The sequence below is a fragment of the Brucella sp. JSBI001 genome, assembly GCF_026014005.1.
Lineage (GTDB): Bacteria > Pseudomonadota > Alphaproteobacteria > Rhizobiales > Rhizobiaceae > Brucella > Brucella anthropi.
Window position 1 is genome coordinate 2,690,868 of the sequence record NZ_CP110339.1, and the last position, 16,498, is coordinate 2,707,365.

A 16,498-nucleotide genomic window follows, 5' to 3' on the forward strand; every position below is an offset into this window, starting at 1 on the left:
TACAGGCCTACGACCGTTGAAAAAATGACGCCTGACCAGAGCCAAATCTGATCGGCAAGTAACAAGCGCGTCATTTTCTGTGGATCTCGATCCAGGTAATGCCGAAGACAACAGCGCTGACGGCCAGGATCGCTGTTAACTCAATCCAAAAAATCAACTGCATGGCGATGTCCTCCAGCATGGTTAACAAACAACTAATGAAAAGGTTCACTCAGCCGGGTGAGTTTCATTGACATCATGACATCATGATGTCACTATCTCCTGATGAAAATCGCAGAAGATCATGCTCCGCTCTATGCCAAGGTGGAAACATCGCTGGCGGACGATATTTCAGCCAGTGCTCTGCCTGCGGGCAGTCAGCTTCCTCCAGAAGATCGCCTGATCGAACGTTTCGGAGTCAGCCGGACGACCGTTCGCAAGGCCATTGAGAATCTGGTCGCGCGTGGCCTTGTCGAAATTCGTCGCGGCAAGGGAACCTTCGTTGCCCAGCCCAAGGTCACGCAGGAATTGACGGAGCTGACCGGTTTCGTCGAAGACATGCAGGCGCTCGGTCGCGCCCCGACCGCACGATTACTTGACACGGAGATAGTGCCAGCCGATGCAGACGTTGCGCGCCAGCTCGCTCTGCCGTCCGGAGCTCTGGTCATGCGGATCCGGCGCGTTCGGCTTGCCGACGGCGTCGCCATGTCTCTGGATGAAACATATCTGCCGCGTGAAATCGGTGAGAAGATCGTCACGCACGACCTCGACATAGAGCCGATCTTCACGCTGCTGGAAGATAAATATGATCTGCCGCTTGTCGAGGCGGAGTATCGGCTGGAGGCTGTCACTGCTTCGCCAGATGTTGCGGAGGCCCTCGCAGTCGAGCCGGGCAGCGCTGTCTTCCTGATCGAGCGCACGTCCTACACCGAGGGGCATCGGGCAATCGACTACGAAAAGCTTCACTATCGCGGTGATCTCATCAGCTTTGTCACTCGCCTGGCCCGGCGACCGCGCGGCCAAAGATAGCCGGGGGGTGAAATGTTGGCTTTATGGCTGTTCATAGCGGCTTTCGGGGCAAGCGCGCTCGGTGGCGTGCTGGGCATGGCAAGCGGCATCTTCATCGTGCCGGCGCTTACGCTGTTTTTCGACGTGGATATTCACGTCGCTATCGGGGCGAGCATTGTTTCGGTCATCGCCTGTTCTTGCGGCAGCGCGGCTCCGCTTTTGAAGCGACGGCTAACCAATGTCCGGCTCGCGGTCGTTCTTGAGACGGCAACCACGCTTGGTGCGCTGACCGGCGTGTTTCTGATCGGAATCGTTTCGACTTCGGTTCTATATGGTTTGTTCGCAGCCATTCTGGTGCTTTCTGCAAAGCAGATGCTGGTACGGCGGCGCGACGAAATCGGCTCAGCGATGCCGGATGCGAAGAGCCTCGCAACAAGCCTGCGACTGCATTCCAGCTTTCCCGATCACATATCCGGGCAGGAGGTGTACTATCGCGTCGGCCATGTTCCGCTGGGCATGGCGCTGATGTATGGGGCGGGACTGGTCTCGGCCCTTCTGGGGATAGGCTCGGGCGTTTTGAAAATCCCGGCGATGGACACCGCCTTGAAACTTCCTATCAAGGTCTCGTCCGCCACCTCCAATTTCATGATCGGCGTCACGGCTGCTGCAAGCGCAAGCGCCTATTTTGTTCGCGGTGACATCGATATCGGGATCACGGGACCGATTGCGCTTGGTTCGGTCATCGGTGCGCTGGTCGGCGCCCGCCTGCTGATGAGCCTTCCGGCGGAAAAACTGCGCATCTTCTTTGTCGTGGTTCTCCTTGTTCTCGCGGTCCAGATGCTTCTGAGCGCTTTCGGTATAGAGATCTCTGGAGGCTTAAAATGAAAGTTACCGCAGACGCCGGACGACGGGACAAAATCATTGCAGCGCTTCTTTGGTATGGCACATGGTTCGCTTCTGCCTTGATCGCGGTCGGAGTCGTTATGACTTCTATTGAACCGCCGTCGCTTGCACTGAACGGCTATGACATCGTGAAGGCTGGTATTGCGGTATTCATTCTCCTGCCGATCATCCGGGTCGCGCTGACGATGTATCTTTTTCTGCGCGAGCGTGATTACGTCTACACCGTCATTGCCGCAACGGTTCTGCTGATTATCGCAACCGGCATCGTCGTGGACTTTCGCTAATCCCGATAAATCGCGTGAAACATAAGCAATATGGCTTGCATCGGCGTGCGTGGGCTGATTTTCTGCTCGCCAAAGCCGAAAGCATCGACCCTGATCTGTCGCACGCTCCGGACAAAAGCGGAGGGGACGGGATGGCCACTGGATTGGCAAAGCGACTGGCAGCATTCGGCATGGTTATCCTGCGCGAGGCGATCGGCGTCTACTGGACGCTCGTCAAGATCATGCTGCCGGTGATGGTGCTGACGCAGCTGGCGATCGAGATGGGCTTGATCAAAGCCATTTCTCCTGCCTTCGCTCCCGTCATGCAGTTCGTGGGGCTGCCGCCTGAAGCCGGTTTTGTTTGGGCTATGAACCTGCTGGTTGGCGTGTGGAGCGGGGCAGTGGTGATGTTCGCCGTCTTGCCGGTCGACACGCTCACCATAGCTCAGGTGACGATCCTCGGTTCGCTTTTCCTCTTCGCTCATGCTCTTCCCATCGAACAGCGTATCGTACAAAAGGCTGGCCCGCGCCTGATCGTCTCGACGCTGATACGGCTTGTTGGCGGACTTGCTTTCGCATGGGGGATCAACCTGATTTCCAGTCATACCGGCTGGCTGGCAGAACCGGCTGCGCCGAGCTGGGTGCCGGGCCATTACGATTCAAGCTGGAGCAGCTTCGTCGCCGATACGGCCTCCACGCTGGTCTGGATATTTATCGTCCTGCTCGGTCTGGTGGCCGTGCTGAGAACAATGGACGCGCTGGATGTGACACGCTTCCTCAACCTGCTTCTTTCACCCTTGTTGCGCCTGCTCGGCATATCGAAAAATGCCGCTCCATTGACCGTGGTCGGGCTGGTGCTGGGACTGTCCTATGGTGGAGGTCTCATCATCCGTGAAGCACAGCGCGGACACATTCAGCCTCGGGACGTCTTTCTCGCGTCGAGTTTCATGGGGCTGTGCCACAGCCTGATCGAAGATACGCTGATCGTGGTGGCTCTTGGCGCGGATATCTATGTCGTCCTGTTCGGTCGATTGATTTTCTCCATTGTTCTGGTCGCGATATTTGCCAGACTTCTGCGCGGAACGGGCGACGCCTTCTTCTTCCGTTTCCTTTATCGGGATACACTGCACGGCAAATCCCGACTGCACTACGGGGCAACAGTTGAACAGCCGGCAGATTCATCGCGCTGAGCTATTATTTCATCTGATGAGCATCGTCTGGAATTTCATTCTTGAGCATTCTCGCTCGGAATGAGCGCATCGATGACACTGGCAAGCTGCATGTCACGTTCACCCGCCTCCATGGTACGCCTGAGTACTTCAAGCACAGTTGCAGCGGCGCTGCGGGCTGCCTCGATCAATGTTTTCCCGCGCGTAAGCTTGGCAGTCAGAAGGCCGGTGAAAAGGTCACCAGTCCCCACAGGTACGATCGGCAGGCGCGGCGATATCAGTCGCGTGCGGGTCTCGTGGTCGAAGACGATGTTTTCCAGCAAGCCTTCAGGAGTGTCGGCAAGTTCGCAACTGGTCACAACCAGCTGCGCGCCGTGAAGTGCCTGCACACGCCCCGCCGCGGTTTCAAGTGCAGCCCAGGAGGTTACATCTGTCTGTGCGATAAGACCCAATTCGAACTGGTTGGGTGTCAACAGATCGGCTAGCGGAACAAGCCGTTCAACGATACATTCCACCACCTGATCGGCAACGAAGATCCCGAGGTTCATATCGCCCATGACAGGATCGCAAATATATTTTATGTCGGGATTGATCTGGCGGGCGCGTTCGACGAACGCGGCGACCACATCCCCGTTTGCCTGAGAGCCGAGATAGCCAGAAACAATATAGTGGCTTGTTTCAATCAATCCGCGCTCTTCGACGCCGCGCAGAAGATCGCCGACCAGTTCGGATTCGAGAACCCGCCCGCGCATGGTTTCGAAATGCGGATTGTTGGACAGCAAGGTCGTGGGGACTGCAGCGACATTCAACCCATGGGCCTGCATGGGCAGAACCGCAGCGCTGTTGCCGACATGCCCGTGCACAACCTGGCTCTGGATTGAAATGATGGAAGTGGTCATTCCAGTGCTTTTAGCAGTCATTTTGCAGCTCCTTCGCTCACGCTCAATTCGGTCCGTTCACGACGCGGCAGACGACCGTTGAGAACGATATAGGCAACCAGTCCGATTATCAGTCCCCAGAAAGCACCGCCGATGCCAAAGAGATTGATGTTTGCGGCGGATGCGAGAAAGGTAGTCAATGCTGCCTCGCGATGCGTGGGGTCTGACATGGCTCCAGCCAGACTGCTGCCTATCGTGCCCAACAGGGCCAGACCTGCGAGCGTTGTGATAAAGCTTGCGGGAAAGGCCATGAAGACAGCTGCGAGCGTCACACCGAATATGCCGACGAGAATGTAGAACACGCCCGCTGCAATACCGGCGATCCAGCGCTTGGATGGATTTTCGTGTGCTTCGGGCCCGGTCGCGATTGCTGCCGTGATTGCCGCAATGTTGAAGGCATGCGATCCGAATGGCGCCATGATAAGCGAGCCGAGACCTGTTGCGGTAACGATTGGATTGGCGCTGGTCTTGAAACCGTCATTACGCAGAACCAGCATCCCCGGCATATACTGTCCCGTCAGTGTGATGAGGAACAATGGCAGCGCGACGGACAGCAGGGCATTGAGAGAGAATGCAGGCATGGTGAAGACTGGAGTTGCAAACTCCAGTCGCAGTCCAGACAGGTCGACCCTGTTTTGCAGAAGCAGGAAGGCCAGTCCGAGCACGAGAATGCCGACTACGGCGTAGCGGGCGGACAGCCGTTTCAAAACCACATAGGCAACAATCAGCAATCCAACCAGCAACGGGTCGGTGGTGGTGCCGCCGAAGGCCCCTATTCCGAATTGCAACAGAATGCCGGCCAGAAGCCCTGAAGCTATGCTTGGTGGTATCAGCCGGATGACCTTCTCGAAATAGCCCGACACACCGAGGATGATGAATGCGAGAGCCGAAATCATGAAAGCGCCGATTGCCTCTGCGTAGGATGTGGTGGCAAGTGCCGTTACAAGAAAGGCAGCAGCTGGCGTCGACCAGGCGGTGATGATCGGCTCGCGGTAGCGCCAGCTGAGATAAAGGCCGGTAAGCCCGACGCCAATCGAAACCGACCAAACCCAGGAGGCAGTCAATTCCGGGCTCAATCCCGCAACCTTTGCGGCCTGAAAAACAAGAATGAATGTGCCGCCATAATTGACAATGACGGAGATTAGGCCCGCCACGATAGGATGGGCAAGGTCGCTCAAGCGGATCGATGACGTTGAAGCACGGGATGGTATCATCCTCAAAAACCTTCTGGGAATTGGGCACATGGCCTGCAAGTCGGGCTGAAAAGATTGATTGACAGTTAGCTGTTTAATGGCCTGATATGCCCATCCATTTTTGACAAAAGGACCAGTCCATTTGTTCAGGCATTCGCAACTTGAATCCGTCAAGGCTTGGATTGCCCACCCCGCCCATGCGGCAATGCCGCTCCATGCACGTATTCAGCGGTCGATCCGGCAATTGATCATCGATGGTGCGCTGGGGCCGGGAAAGCCGCTTCCGGCTTCGCGCAGCCTCGCCAAATCGCTGGGTGTCTCCCGAGACACGATCGAAGCGGCTTATGCGCAGCTGCATGCAGAGGGCTTTATCGACCGCCGGGTGGGCAGTGGAAGTTTCGTGGCGCAGATAACGGAATTCACACCCGGACACAGCGTTTCCCAGCGCGAAGCGTTATTGCGCAATCAGGCGCCCAATCTGAGCAAACGCGGAGCAGCCATGTTCCGAAGCGGTGGTGTACGCGAGCTGCTGGCGCCACGACCTTTCGCTCACGGTGTTCCGGAAACACGAAATTTTCCGCTTCAGCTTTGGGAACGTCTGGAACGGCAGGTTTTGAAGGAAGCCGGCACGCAGGCGCTGCTGCATGGTCATCCGCAGGGGACAGAGCCATTGCGACGCGCTGTTGCCGAGTACATGAACCTGGAACGCGGAGGACGCGCGACACCTGACAGGGTGCTGATCCTCACCAGCTCGCAACAGGCGCTGACTTTATGTGCCAACATGCTGTTCGACCCCGGTGACCGCATCTTCATCGAAGACCCGGCTTATTACGGTGCACGCAAGGCGTTCGATGCTGCAGGTCTTGAATCCATTCCAGTCAATGTGGACGAGCAAGGCATTGTGATCGAGCGGATGGTTGGCGAAACGCTCAAGGCCAAGGCCGTGTTTCTCACACCCTCGCACCAGTTTCCAACCGGCGCGACCCTGTCGCTGGATCGTCGACTGGCGCTGATCGAATGGGCCGCCCGCCAGCAGACATGGATTATCGAAGACGATTATGACAGCGAGTTTCATTACGCTGGCAAACCGACCGCCTGCGTACAAGGCCTCGACCGGCATGAGCGGACAATCTATATCGGCACTTTCACCAAATCACTCTTTCCGGGCCTGCGTATCGGCTACATGGTATTGCCGCCGCAACTGGTCAAACCGATGACCGTTGCGCGCACCCTGCTTGATGGGCATTCCGCACCGATGGCGCAGTTGACGCTTGCCCGGTTTATGGAAGGTGGACATTTCGGCGCGCATGTCCGGGCCATGCGCGGCATCTATGCTGAACGGCGCGATGTACTGGCCAGGCTGATCGAGCGATATCTGGCGGATTTCGTCGAGCCGCATGTACCTGCCGGAGGGTTACAGATGTCTTGTCTGCTCACCGGTGATTTATCGGAGCGCAATGCCGTCGCTGCAGCCCAACGTGTCGGTATCGAGCTCCTCGGTCTGTCCGGGCTTTACGCTGCCGGTGACGGAAAGGCCGGTTTTCTGATGGGGTTTGCAGCCTATACGCCGACAGAAATCGAGATCGCAGTTAAAAAGCTGGCGACGGCCTTTCGCGCGATCATGAAGCCATAGGTGTTCGAATGGTCAGCAGTTGAATGATCGTCATTACCGGATGACTTGGAAATTGGTCTGATCTTTGTGCTGGAAGTGGATGGGAGAACCAGACCATCTCCATGATACAAGCTGGCGGGATGGTTGCCATGTCGTATCCGCACAGCGGCAAGCATTTGTATCGGCGCTTGAAGGGAGATTGGCGATGCAACTATCTGTCGAGCCGCAGCCGGTTGAGGGGCAGGCAATCAAAGACGAGATAGCGCGTTTCGGTGCTGATCCGACTTCTGTTTTCGCGAGCAATCTCAAAGAGGTTCGCGCGCGGATCGCCGCGGCTTGTCATCGCAGCGGACGTGACCCGAACGATGTGCGCCTTCTCCCGATCACAAAAACAGTCTCGGCTCGCATCCTGCGGCACGCTTATGCGGCCGGAATTCTCGATTTCGGAGAAAATAAACTTCAGGAAGCGCGCGACAAACAAACGGCCCTGAACGATTTGCCGATCCGTTGGAGCATTGTCGGCCATCTGCAGACAAACAAGGTCAAATATCTTGTTCGTCTTGCATGGGAATTCCATGCGCTGGATAGTTTCCGCCTGGCGGAAGAACTGAATCGCAGACTGGACGCAGAAGATCGTGATCTTGATGTTTACGTTCAGGTCAATACTTCGGACGAGGAAAGCAAATATGGGCTGCATCCGGACGATCTCATGTCGTTCGTGGCGCGCCTCTCAGAGTTTCCCCGCCTCAAACCACGTGGGCTGATGACGCTCGCAATTTTCAGCTCCGACACAGCGCGCGTGCGCGCCTGCTTTCGCTTGCTTCGTGGTCTGCGGGATCGTGTTGTTGATGTGCATCCGCATATGAACGGACTTTCCATGGGCATGTCTGGCGATTTCGAGGTTGCAATTGAGGAGGGGGCAACCGTGGTGCGGGTCGGGCAGGCCATTTTCGGTCCACGTCCGACCAGCAATGGTTATTACTGGCCGGGTCTGGCTGCGGACGCCCACACTCATACTTCTGGCGGCCTGCGATAGCAGTATACGCCAGAAAAATGCGGGGTCAGGGTTTCAGGCTGATCCAGTATGAACCTTCAAACGGGACAGCCGCGAAACGCTGGTTAATTTCCGCCAGTGTCGCTTCGGGGCTGATATCCGCGAACAGTTCCGGTCGCAGCCAGACGGCGAAGGCTTCTGCTGCCAGAACATTCAAGGGAACGGCATTGAAAAAGTTCCACAATCCATGCACGCGCTTGTCGTTCACGGCCTTCAAACCAGCGCGGAAAGGATTTTTCAGGGCATTTGAAAGTGTGTCGCGCGCTTCCTGTTCGCTTACGCCCGGCCCAACCGAAAAACCGCTATACTTCCCGCCTGGGGATGAGGTGGCGATGTAAACTTGCGGGTCGGCGGCAACGATAAATTCGCTGCTGATCACCCCTCCCTGTGCTGGTCCATCTGCAGCAATATTTCGGCTGCCGGTCAATGTGATGAACTCGCCCATACTGGTTCGCCCGTAAGCGTAGCAGCATTGATCGGCATTGGGAAAGGCTTCCAGCAATACAGTCGGTCCGGCATCGCTCTTCGCCACTCGATCACGAATGCGGGCAATGCGCTCGTCGTAGAAGTCGGCAAAAGCGTTAGCCTGCTCCTCGCGGTTGAGTACCTTGCCCAGCAGGCGCATGTTTTTCGAAGTATTTTCGAGTGCATGATTGCCGAAGTCGACCACGAGCACCGGTATGCCCATTTTCTCGAGATAGGCGATCGCCTGCACGCCTTCATCATTGCGCATCTGCCAGTCTGAAAGAATGACCAGATCGGCTTTTACAGAAACGATTTTCTCGACCGAAACTGTAATGCCGTCGCCAATGATCGGCAGTTTTTCAATTTCCGGGAAGCGCTGTTTGAAGCCGGCATAGATTTCCGGATTGTCCCCCTTGAGGTCACCGGCCCAACCGGCCAGCACACTGACGGGATCTGGATGGACGAGCGACAACGCAATCAGATTGAATCCGCTGCCAAGCAATATGGATTTTGGTTGGGCGGTAATGGTGACTTCCCGGTCAAGCGCATCCTTGACGTGAATGGGATAGGTTACCTCTGCAACAGCGCTTTTACCGAGGGCCAGCCAGATTACAGTCAGACACACAACAAGACGGATCATTTCATTGCTTTCTAAGTTCGGGGAGCGCGCATAATTCACCGCATCCGGCAACGCCCGGCAGTTTATAGCGCAGGCAGCAAATCTTGCGCCGGCACAAATTGGCGCCATGATCTGTTTCTTGACGCAGACACCCAAAAAACGGGTTGCGCGTTCCATCGTCAAAAATCTGCGTTTCAAAAAGCGGGCGACATGGCCAGCCGTCACGACAATGGTTTTCAGCTGCGCTGTTGACGGCGTAGTCGATATAGACTGCTGCATTATTCCAGGCGAGCTTCGGCGAGATGCCGGTGCGGTCTTTCAGGACTTGAACGACAGTGTTCAGATGGCTCTTTGCGACATGGCTGATAACCGTCATTACATCCGGCGCGTCACAAGCTTGCCCTTCGTGGGGCAAGCCAAAGGAACGTGGCAAGCCCTGATCATTGATGGCAATGGTCATATTCTCGAGCTCGACCGGAAGGGCCACTCCACTTTGTCGGGCGCAGATATAGGGAATGACCAGAAGCGAAAAATAATAGAGCGACCAGAACGAAGAAACCGCCCGCAGGTCGGCATCAGGATAGGCGGCTGCGCATTGATGCAGGGTTTTCGTCAGGAGAGGGCCGTACAGAAATTCCGACAGAGGCATGCTGTCAGTCATTTCGCAGGACAGCATCATACTATCGGCACACCATGCATTGTCACCATGGAACAGTGCTCTCAGGCCTTGGGGCCTGAGAGCTTGCAGTGCTTCATTTCTGGTATCGGCGCTTACCATGAATATTTCAGGCTGCCGACAACAGTGCGGCCCTGATCACGATAACAGAAACCTGCGGAGCAGACCGGCTTGCTGGTGTCGAACAGGTTGGTGGCGTTGACCTGCAGTTTGACACCTTCATAGTCCTTCTTGATCGCGCCAAAATCGAAATCAATTGCTGCATCGACAAAGGCGCGCGAACTGTTTTTCATAGTATTTTCGTCATTGCCGTAACTTGAGCCGACAAAACGGACACCTGCGCCGACACCCAGCCCGTAAAGGAAGCTGTTCTCAGGCAACTTATAGTGAGCCCAGGCTGACGCCATGTGGGTCGGTACAGATGAGATTTCATTGCCCACTGTTCCGTCCGGACCGTCCTTGATGCTGGTCTGCATGTAGCTATAGGACGCAATGAGGGAGAGGCCGTTGTCGAGACTGGTGCTGGCTTCCAGTTCCAGACCGCGCGAACGCAGTTTCCCGCGCTGTACCTGAATGTTGGCCGGGCCAGCATCCAATTCGACCACTTCGTAATAGAGACCGTTGTCCTGATTGATGTTGAACAGGGCGGCCGTTATCAGGGTGTTGCTGTTGGGCAGCTGATACTTGATCCCGACTTCCTGCTGTTCGCTTTCCGTTGGCTCGAACGGATTGCCTGTTGCCCGGTTTACACCGGCATTGGGCGAAAAGGCTGTCGAATAGCTGGCATATGGCGTGATGCCCCAAGGTGTTTCGTAAGTCAGCCCGGCGCGCCATGTGAAGGCCTTGTCGCTCTGATCAAAATCGCTGGACGTGCCGGTTGCCAGATCGGTGTTCTTGGTGTCGGTGCTGACCCAGTCCTGACGACCGCCGAGGGTTATGGTCCAGGCATCATAGCGGATCTGATCCTGCAGATAGATGCCAGCCATGAGCTGGTCCTGAACGTCTTTTGTCTGGAAATCGATTGGCGCTACAGGGCGCCCCATGGACGGATGTCTGGTATCCAGCGGTGGCGTATAACCATACCCGTTCAATCCCTTCCATTGCAGCTTTGTCAGGTCTACGCCGGCCAAAAGCGTGTGCTCGAAATTGCCGGTATCGAAGCTTGCTTCCAGTTGATTATCGATTGTGAAACTGGTCAGCCGCTCCTCAAAAGTGCCTGCGCTGCTGTCGAGCAGTAACGGATCGATTTCATTGGCCTGATAGGCAAAGGCCCAGTCGGCTCCGATCTTGGTCGATGCAAGGCGAGCATTCTGGCGGAACACGAACGTGTCGTTGAGGCGGGTTTCAAATTCATAACCGACACGCCCCTGCGTTTGTACTGAGTCATTGAAGGCAGTGTTGCCTGCAAAAATGTCGGATACCTTGCCCGTTACGGCATCGTAATAATAAGCGGCAGTGCCGCCGGTTTTGATGCGGGAGAACTCGCTGAGGATTGTCAGGCGCGTGTCTTCGTCGGGCTTCCACGTAAATGCCGGTGCAATGTAAATACGGTCGTCGGGAACCGAGGGTTGTTCGGTATCGGCGTTGCGCCAAAGCCCTGTCAGGCGGTAGTAAAGTGGGTCGCCTTCCTTGACCGGGCCGGAGAGGTCGAACTGGGTCTGATAACGATTATTGGTACCGTACTGGACCTGTACTTCGTGAAGCGGGGTTTCGGTCGGGCGCTTGCTGATCAGGTTGAACAGGCCACCGGCACCGGAAGCGCCGTAAAGGGCTGACGATGGGCCGCGCAGAATGGAAACGCCTTCCAGGCCATAGGGTTCAGTCTTGAACAGCGCCGAGCTTGCTCCGGGCTGGCGCAGATTGTCACGAAAGACACCGGTATACGTGACGTCGAAGCCACGCACGGTGAAGGAGTCGAACCGCGGATCGAAACCAAAGCCGCCAACGCGTGCACTGGGCGTATAGGCAATGGCGTCGAGCAAAGTCTGCGGATTGCGATCTTCAAGCTGCTGTTGGGTGACGGACGAAATGGACTGCGGGGTCTGCACAAATGGCGTGTCGATCTTGGCGCCGGTCGCACTGCTGCGCGCCACATAACCGTCCGCATCGATCACGCCGCCGCTGCCGCCGTCGATCACAATCTTGTCGAGAACGATTGCACCATTCTCCGTTGGAGAGGCAGTGGTCTGGTCCTGCGCTATTGCCGTGGCGGCAAGAGCAATCAGGGATGTACCAGCCAGAATTGTACGGCGAAGAGGCATGCAATCGGAGCGCATATAGAATATTCCCAACATGATTTTGACAATCATGAGTGATATATTCATGTATTAGTGCTGGCAAGAAATTACATGATTAAAAGAGTCATGTTTGTCGGTTTGTAGTCATCCTGCAACACTCCCACTTTTGAAGCGGCGAAAGACCGGAACAGGTGTATGAGCGCATGATGCTCAACCGCTCATTTGTCGTCTTGGTGAAGGTCACGATGAATTCTGGCAAAGTGATTGGTTCCGGTGCAATCTTCTCACTCTGCGGACCGGTGTGGTGCGATCAATGTGGGTGAGCATGATAATGGCAAGCACGTCAGGTTCACGACCACCGGCGTCAGCGCTAGCATGGGCTATCATCTTGCCAGAGAACTGACTGTCGGGGCAGCTTCGGCTGTGGTCGTGATGATAGCGATATTGGCGACAAAGGGACAAGCAGCACGGCTTGAATATCGTGGTCTGATAGCTGCAGACGGGGACCGCGAACACGGTTTCCTGGTCAATTTCAAGAAGCGGTTCTGATAACGGAGGCGGCATGTTCCGCCTGTCCATCCTTATTTTATTTGCATCGGACGGCTCTCAGGTTAGTCAGTGTGTCACGTCGTTACGGACAGTTCGTCGAAAGGCACTTGACTGATGTATAGCCATTCGGCTATGTATCAACGCATAACCAATTGGGTATGAATTGAGCGATGACTATGCGAGACGAAGTTTTCAAAGCTTTATCCGATCCGACCCGACGGTCGATATTTGAACGACTTTGCCGAGAGGGCGAGAAGACGGTTACGGTTTTGACCGCAGGAACGAGTGTGTCCCAGCCGGTCGTCTCAAAGCATCTTGCCGCTCTCAAGAGGGCAGGCCTCGTCAGTGATCGTCACGAGGGGCGCCAAAGCCACTACAGGGCCGAATACACGGCACTAATTCCACTGATCGATTGGGCGAAAGAGTTGAACGGTTTCTGGGAGCAGAAGTTCGATGCCCTTGAAGACCTGTTGAAGAGGATGGATCAATGACCGAGATATCTGATGATGTGCGAACGGTAATTGTTGAGCGTGAAATGCCTCATCGGCCTGAAAAGCTCTGGCGCGCATTGACGGAGCCTCACCTCATCGCGGAATGGCTGATGAATAATGATTTCGCTCCGACCGTAGGCCATTGTTTCAAGCTCAAAGGTGAGTGGGGCGGGGTGCTGGATTGTGAGGTTCTGGTGGTCGAGCCGAACAGGCGGCTATCCTACACCTGGAACCACACCCATGAGGACGAAGCATACAATCTCAGAAGTATCGTAACATTGACTTTGATACCGACCGCCACCGGGACACATCTGCGGATGGAACAGTCGGGCTTTATGCCGGGTCAGAAACAGGCCTTTCACGGTGCACATCATGGATGGCGAAATTTCCTTGAAAAGCTCGATGCCGTCGCCGCTGATTTGGACTGAACCTGCTCCTAGAGAGAGTGCCGCAAAACATAATGAGCTGGAAGGAGCTGGAGTTCAGCCAATGTGGTTGGCGAACTCCATAAGGAGAAGCACATATGGTCTTGAATAAATCCATACGCCAAATTCACCGCTGGTTGTCGATCATATTCACGCTTACCGTGATTGCGAATTTCGTCACTATGGCGTTCGGGCAGCCTCCGGTGTGGATCGTTTATTCTCCGCTTCTACCGCTGTTTATATTACTCGCAACCGGGCTGTATCTGTTTATTCTGCCCTATACTCTGAGACGGGGTGAGTGAAGCCTTTAAACCTGTTCGATAGGCCCTTTCACCAGGCCAGCTTGGGCACCGCGTCAAGCAGCATGCGCGTATATGGCTGTTTCGGCTGAGTGAATATTTGAGAAACGGTACCTTCTTCGACAATCTTGCCGTGATGCATGACAACAACGCGGTCGCACAGATGGCGAACGACAGACAGGTCATGGCTGATAAAAAGCAATGTCAGATCAAGGCTTTTCCTCAGTTGCAACAGGAGATTGATAACCTGTGCCTGAATGGAAACGTCGAGCGAAGCCACTGGCTCGTCGCAAACGATGAGCTCCGGTTGCATTGCCAGCGCCCGCGCAATAGCAATGCGCTGTCGCTGTCCGCCGGAGAATTGGTGAGGATAACGGTCTGCCAGCGCCGGATCGAATGCCACTGATTTCAGCCAGCGATTGACATATTCGCGCGCGTCTTTCTTGGTGCAAAGCCCGTGTGCGATCGGCCCTTCCGCGACGGACTGAAATATTGTGCGGCGTGGATCAAGCGATGCAAAGGGGTCCTGAAAGATCATTTGAACGGAAGTGCCAATCTTGCGGTCTTTTTCCCGCACCTTGCGAGCGTCAACCAGAACATTACCCGAAGTTGGCGTGGAGATGCCGCAGATGATGCGGCCAAGCGTTGATTTCCCCGAGCCGGATTCGCCGACCAGCCCCAGCACTTCGCCGCGTGCAATCGTAAGAGTTGCGGACTGAACGGCATGGACGGCATGAGCTGGTTTGGCGAGGCCGAGCCGTTGGGCAAAACGGCCAAGCGAGCCTACCGGCTTTTGGAAGATCATCGTAACGTCATCGGCGCTGACGAAGTTCGGGCTTGGGGCGAGAGATTTATTCTTCTGCGTCTCTATAATTGAATATTCGCCAGCGTTCTCGGTGGCGCTTGAGGTTAGAAGCTCCCCTGGCTGTTTTCGTGACGGCAGGGCATCAAGCAGGCCTTGAGTGTAGGAGTGCTTGGGAGAACCGAGTACTTCGGCAACGCTCCCCATCTCGACAATCTTGCCAAGCCGCATGACGGCTATTCTCTGTGAGATTGAAGCAACGGTCGCGAGATCATGGCTGATCCAGATCATCGAGATGCCCAGTTCAGAGACGAGCGCTTTCACTTCTTTGAGGATTTCCGCTTGAACCGACACATCGAGCGCGGTTGTGGGTTCGTCCGCGATTACCAGTTTGGGCTTGTGAAGCAGCGCAATAGCAATCGCCACGCGTTGGCGCATGCCACCTGAAAACTGATGTGGATACTGGTCGACCTTCTTTTCCGGCTCGACAATGCGCACCCGCGCCAAAGCTTCGATTGCTCTGCGGCGAACTTCGGCATCCGAAGCCTTTTCGTGAGCGCGGATAGCCATTGCGATCTGGTCGATGACCTTGAGGACCGGGTTTAGGGTCATCATGGGGTCCTGAAAGACCATAGAGACTTCCCGACCGCGAATGCTGCGCAATTGGTTTTCCGGCAATCCGACCAGCTCCCGGCCTTCAAATCGAATTGAACTTCCGGGTTGAATTCTGCCGGGCTTATCGATCAGGCCAATCAGAGAGAAGCCGGTGATCGATTTTCCTGAACCAGATTCTCCGACAAGGCCAAGTATTTCGCCTTTCCCGATTTCAAATGAGATGCCATCGACGGATTTCACCGTACCGCGGTCAGTTTCAAAATAAGTGGAGAGATTGTCGACTTGTAGCAGAGCTGTCATTTGCGCAACCTCGGATTGAGTATGTCTCTGATCTGATCGCCCATGAGATTGATGGCCATGATCAGAACAATCAGCGCAACGCCCGGATAGATGGAAATCCAGTAGCGGCCCGACAGAAGATACTGGAAGCCATTGGCAATCAACATTCCAAGGGAGGGCTCTGTTGGCGGCAGGCCGACACCAAGAAATGAAAGCGTGGCTTCCAGCGAAATGGCTGAAGCAACTTGCACAGTTGCCACGACGATGAGCGGTGGCAGGGAGTTGGGCAGGATATGCCGTGTCACGACGTGCCAGCCACTCATCGGCACGGAAAGGGCTGCCTGCACGTAATCCTTTTGCCGTTCCGCCGCCGCCGCACCATGTGCCGTGCGCACGAAATAGGCATATTGCGCGAAGACAAGTGCCAGAATGAGCTGCCACTTTCCCTGACCGAGCACGGCGGCAACCACGAAGGCCAGCAGGATGGCCGGAAATGACAATTGCACATCCACAAGGCGCATTATGAAAGTTTCTGTTCGCCCGCCAAGATAGGCCGCGAAACAACCGACAATCGCGCCGAGGCTGAAGGCTATGGCCCCTGCAATCAGTCCCATTTCGAGTGATATGCGCAGACCATATATAATGGCTGACAGCAGGTCGCGTCCCTGACTGTCCGAGCCGAGCAGATAATACATGCCCTGGGCACCGACATAGCCGGGCGGCCGGCGCGCATCACGCAGCACGAGAGATTTGAGGTCGTAGGGGTCTTGTGGCGTGATCCATGGCGCGAATATTGCCAGCAGAGCAATGATGACAACCACAGCGAATGCGATAACCGCGACCTTGTTCTTGGAAAAGGCCCGCCAAAACTCCTTCACAGGAGACGTGCTGCTTATTGGAGCGGAGCTTTGAGTTGATACCG

At 55.5% G+C, this 16,498-nt stretch carries 17 protein-coding genes; 10 read left to right on the forward strand and 7 right to left on the reverse strand.

Annotated features, from left to right (window positions below; translation table 11 throughout):
- Positions 1-264: 264 nt before the first annotated feature.
- The 4 genes from LJ361_RS12760 to LJ361_RS12775 all read left to right on the forward strand — a co-directional run bounded on the left by LJ361_RS12760 (position 265) and on the right by LJ361_RS12775 (position 3,343).
- Positions 265-1,008: a GntR family transcriptional regulator gene (locus LJ361_RS12760; RefSeq protein WP_264811657.1), complete on the forward strand. Its 744-nt coding sequence runs from the start codon at positions 265-267 to the stop codon at positions 1,006-1,008.
- 12 nt (positions 1,009-1,020) lie between these two features.
- A complete protein-coding gene (locus tag LJ361_RS12765) occupies positions 1,021-1,872 on the forward strand; it encodes a sulfite exporter TauE/SafE family protein (protein WP_264811659.1) in 852 nt (283 codons plus the stop codon).
- Positions 1,869-2,174 carry a DUF1634 domain-containing protein gene (locus LJ361_RS12770; protein WP_010659328.1) on the forward strand — a complete coding sequence of 102 codons (306 nt, stop codon included), beginning with the start codon at positions 1,869-1,871 and terminating at the stop codon, positions 2,172-2,174. Before LJ361_RS12765 ends, LJ361_RS12770 begins: the two co-directional genes overlap by 4 nt.
- A 131-nt stretch (positions 2,175-2,305) precedes the next feature.
- Positions 2,306-3,343: a nucleoside recognition protein gene (locus tag LJ361_RS12775; protein WP_264811660.1), complete on the forward strand. Its 1,038-nt coding sequence runs from the start codon at positions 2,306-2,308 to the stop codon at positions 3,341-3,343.
- 35 nt (positions 3,344-3,378) lie between these two features.
- Here LJ361_RS12775 and pdxY read toward each other — a convergent pair whose 3' ends face one another.
- Positions 3,379-4,242: a pyridoxal kinase gene (gene pdxY / locus LJ361_RS12780; RefSeq protein ID WP_036589251.1), complete on the reverse strand. Its 864-nt coding sequence runs from the start codon at positions 4,240-4,242 to the stop codon at positions 3,379-3,381.
- Positions 4,239-5,474 (reverse strand): benzoate/H(+) symporter BenE family transporter, encoded by a 1,236-nt coding sequence (locus LJ361_RS12785; RefSeq protein ID WP_264811662.1) that lies wholly within the window; start codon positions 5,472-5,474, stop codon positions 4,239-4,241. Before LJ361_RS12785 ends, pdxY begins: the two co-directional genes overlap by 4 nt.
- 121 nt (positions 5,475-5,595) lie before the next feature.
- Here LJ361_RS12785 and LJ361_RS12790 point away from each other — a divergent pair, with 121 nt between their 5' ends.
- Both LJ361_RS12790 and LJ361_RS12795 read left to right on the forward strand, forming a co-directional pair.
- Positions 5,596-7,086 carry a PLP-dependent aminotransferase family protein gene (locus LJ361_RS12790; protein ID WP_264811663.1) on the forward strand — a complete coding sequence of 497 codons (1,491 nt, stop codon included), beginning with the start codon at positions 5,596-5,598 and terminating at the stop codon, positions 7,084-7,086.
- A 184-nt stretch (positions 7,087-7,270) separates the two neighbouring features.
- Complete coding sequence (locus LJ361_RS12795; RefSeq protein WP_264811664.1) at positions 7,271-8,101, forward strand: YggS family pyridoxal phosphate-dependent enzyme; 831 nt, start codon at positions 7,271-7,273, stop codon at positions 8,099-8,101.
- A 25-nt stretch (positions 8,102-8,126) separates the two neighbouring features.
- On the opposite strand, the gene LJ361_RS12800 is transcribed toward LJ361_RS12795, so the two are convergent.
- Genes LJ361_RS12800 through LJ361_RS12810 form a run of 3 tightly spaced genes read right to left on the reverse strand, consistent with a single transcriptional unit; the run spans position 8,127 to position 12,155 of the window.
- Positions 8,127-9,224: an ABC transporter substrate-binding protein gene (locus LJ361_RS12800; RefSeq protein WP_043062256.1), complete on the reverse strand. Its 1,098-nt coding sequence runs from the start codon at positions 9,222-9,224 to the stop codon at positions 8,127-8,129.
- A 1-nt stretch (position 9,225) separates the two neighbouring features.
- A complete protein-coding gene (gene fhuF, locus LJ361_RS12805) occupies positions 9,226-9,981 on the reverse strand; it encodes a siderophore-iron reductase FhuF (protein ID WP_012093457.1) in 756 nt (251 codons plus the stop codon).
- Positions 9,975-12,155, reverse strand: coding sequence for a TonB-dependent siderophore receptor (locus LJ361_RS12810; RefSeq protein WP_151610403.1), 2,181 nt, complete (start codon positions 12,153-12,155; stop codon positions 9,975-9,977). Before LJ361_RS12810 ends, fhuF begins: the two co-directional genes overlap by 7 nt.
- Before the next feature lie 276 nt (positions 12,156-12,431).
- On the opposite strand from LJ361_RS12810, the gene LJ361_RS12815 reads away from it, so the two are divergent.
- The 4 genes from LJ361_RS12815 (at position 12,432) to LJ361_RS12830 (ending at position 13,883) form a co-directional block, all read left to right on the forward strand.
- Positions 12,432-12,665: a hypothetical protein gene (locus LJ361_RS12815; protein WP_029376022.1), complete on the forward strand. Its 234-nt coding sequence runs from the start codon at positions 12,432-12,434 to the stop codon at positions 12,663-12,665.
- A 170-nt stretch (positions 12,666-12,835) separates the two neighbouring features.
- Positions 12,836-13,156, forward strand: coding sequence for an ArsR/SmtB family transcription factor (locus LJ361_RS12820; RefSeq protein WP_010659318.1), 321 nt, complete (start codon positions 12,836-12,838; stop codon positions 13,154-13,156).
- Positions 13,153-13,584 carry an SRPBCC family protein gene (locus LJ361_RS12825; protein ID WP_010659317.1) on the forward strand — a complete coding sequence of 144 codons (432 nt, stop codon included), beginning with the start codon at positions 13,153-13,155 and terminating at the stop codon, positions 13,582-13,584. The genes LJ361_RS12820 and LJ361_RS12825 overlap by 4 nt, the downstream gene beginning before the upstream one ends.
- A 95-nt stretch (positions 13,585-13,679) precedes the next feature.
- The gene (locus LJ361_RS12830; RefSeq protein WP_010659316.1) at positions 13,680-13,883 is read left to right on the forward strand and encodes a hypothetical protein; all 204 of its coding nucleotides are present in this window, start codon (positions 13,680-13,682) and stop codon (positions 13,881-13,883) included.
- Positions 13,884-13,911: 28 nt separating this feature from the next.
- Here the strand turns inward: LJ361_RS12830 and LJ361_RS12835 are convergent, their stop codons facing one another.
- On the reverse strand, positions 13,912-15,597 hold the full coding sequence (locus LJ361_RS12835) for a dipeptide ABC transporter ATP-binding protein (RefSeq protein ID WP_010659315.1): 1,686 nt from the start codon (positions 15,595-15,597) through the stop codon (positions 13,912-13,914).
- A complete protein-coding gene (locus tag LJ361_RS12840; RefSeq protein WP_010659314.1) occupies positions 15,594-16,454 on the reverse strand; it encodes an ABC transporter permease in 861 nt (286 codons plus the stop codon). Before LJ361_RS12840 ends, LJ361_RS12835 begins: the two co-directional genes overlap by 4 nt.
- Positions 16,455-16,498: the final 44 nt, after the last annotated feature.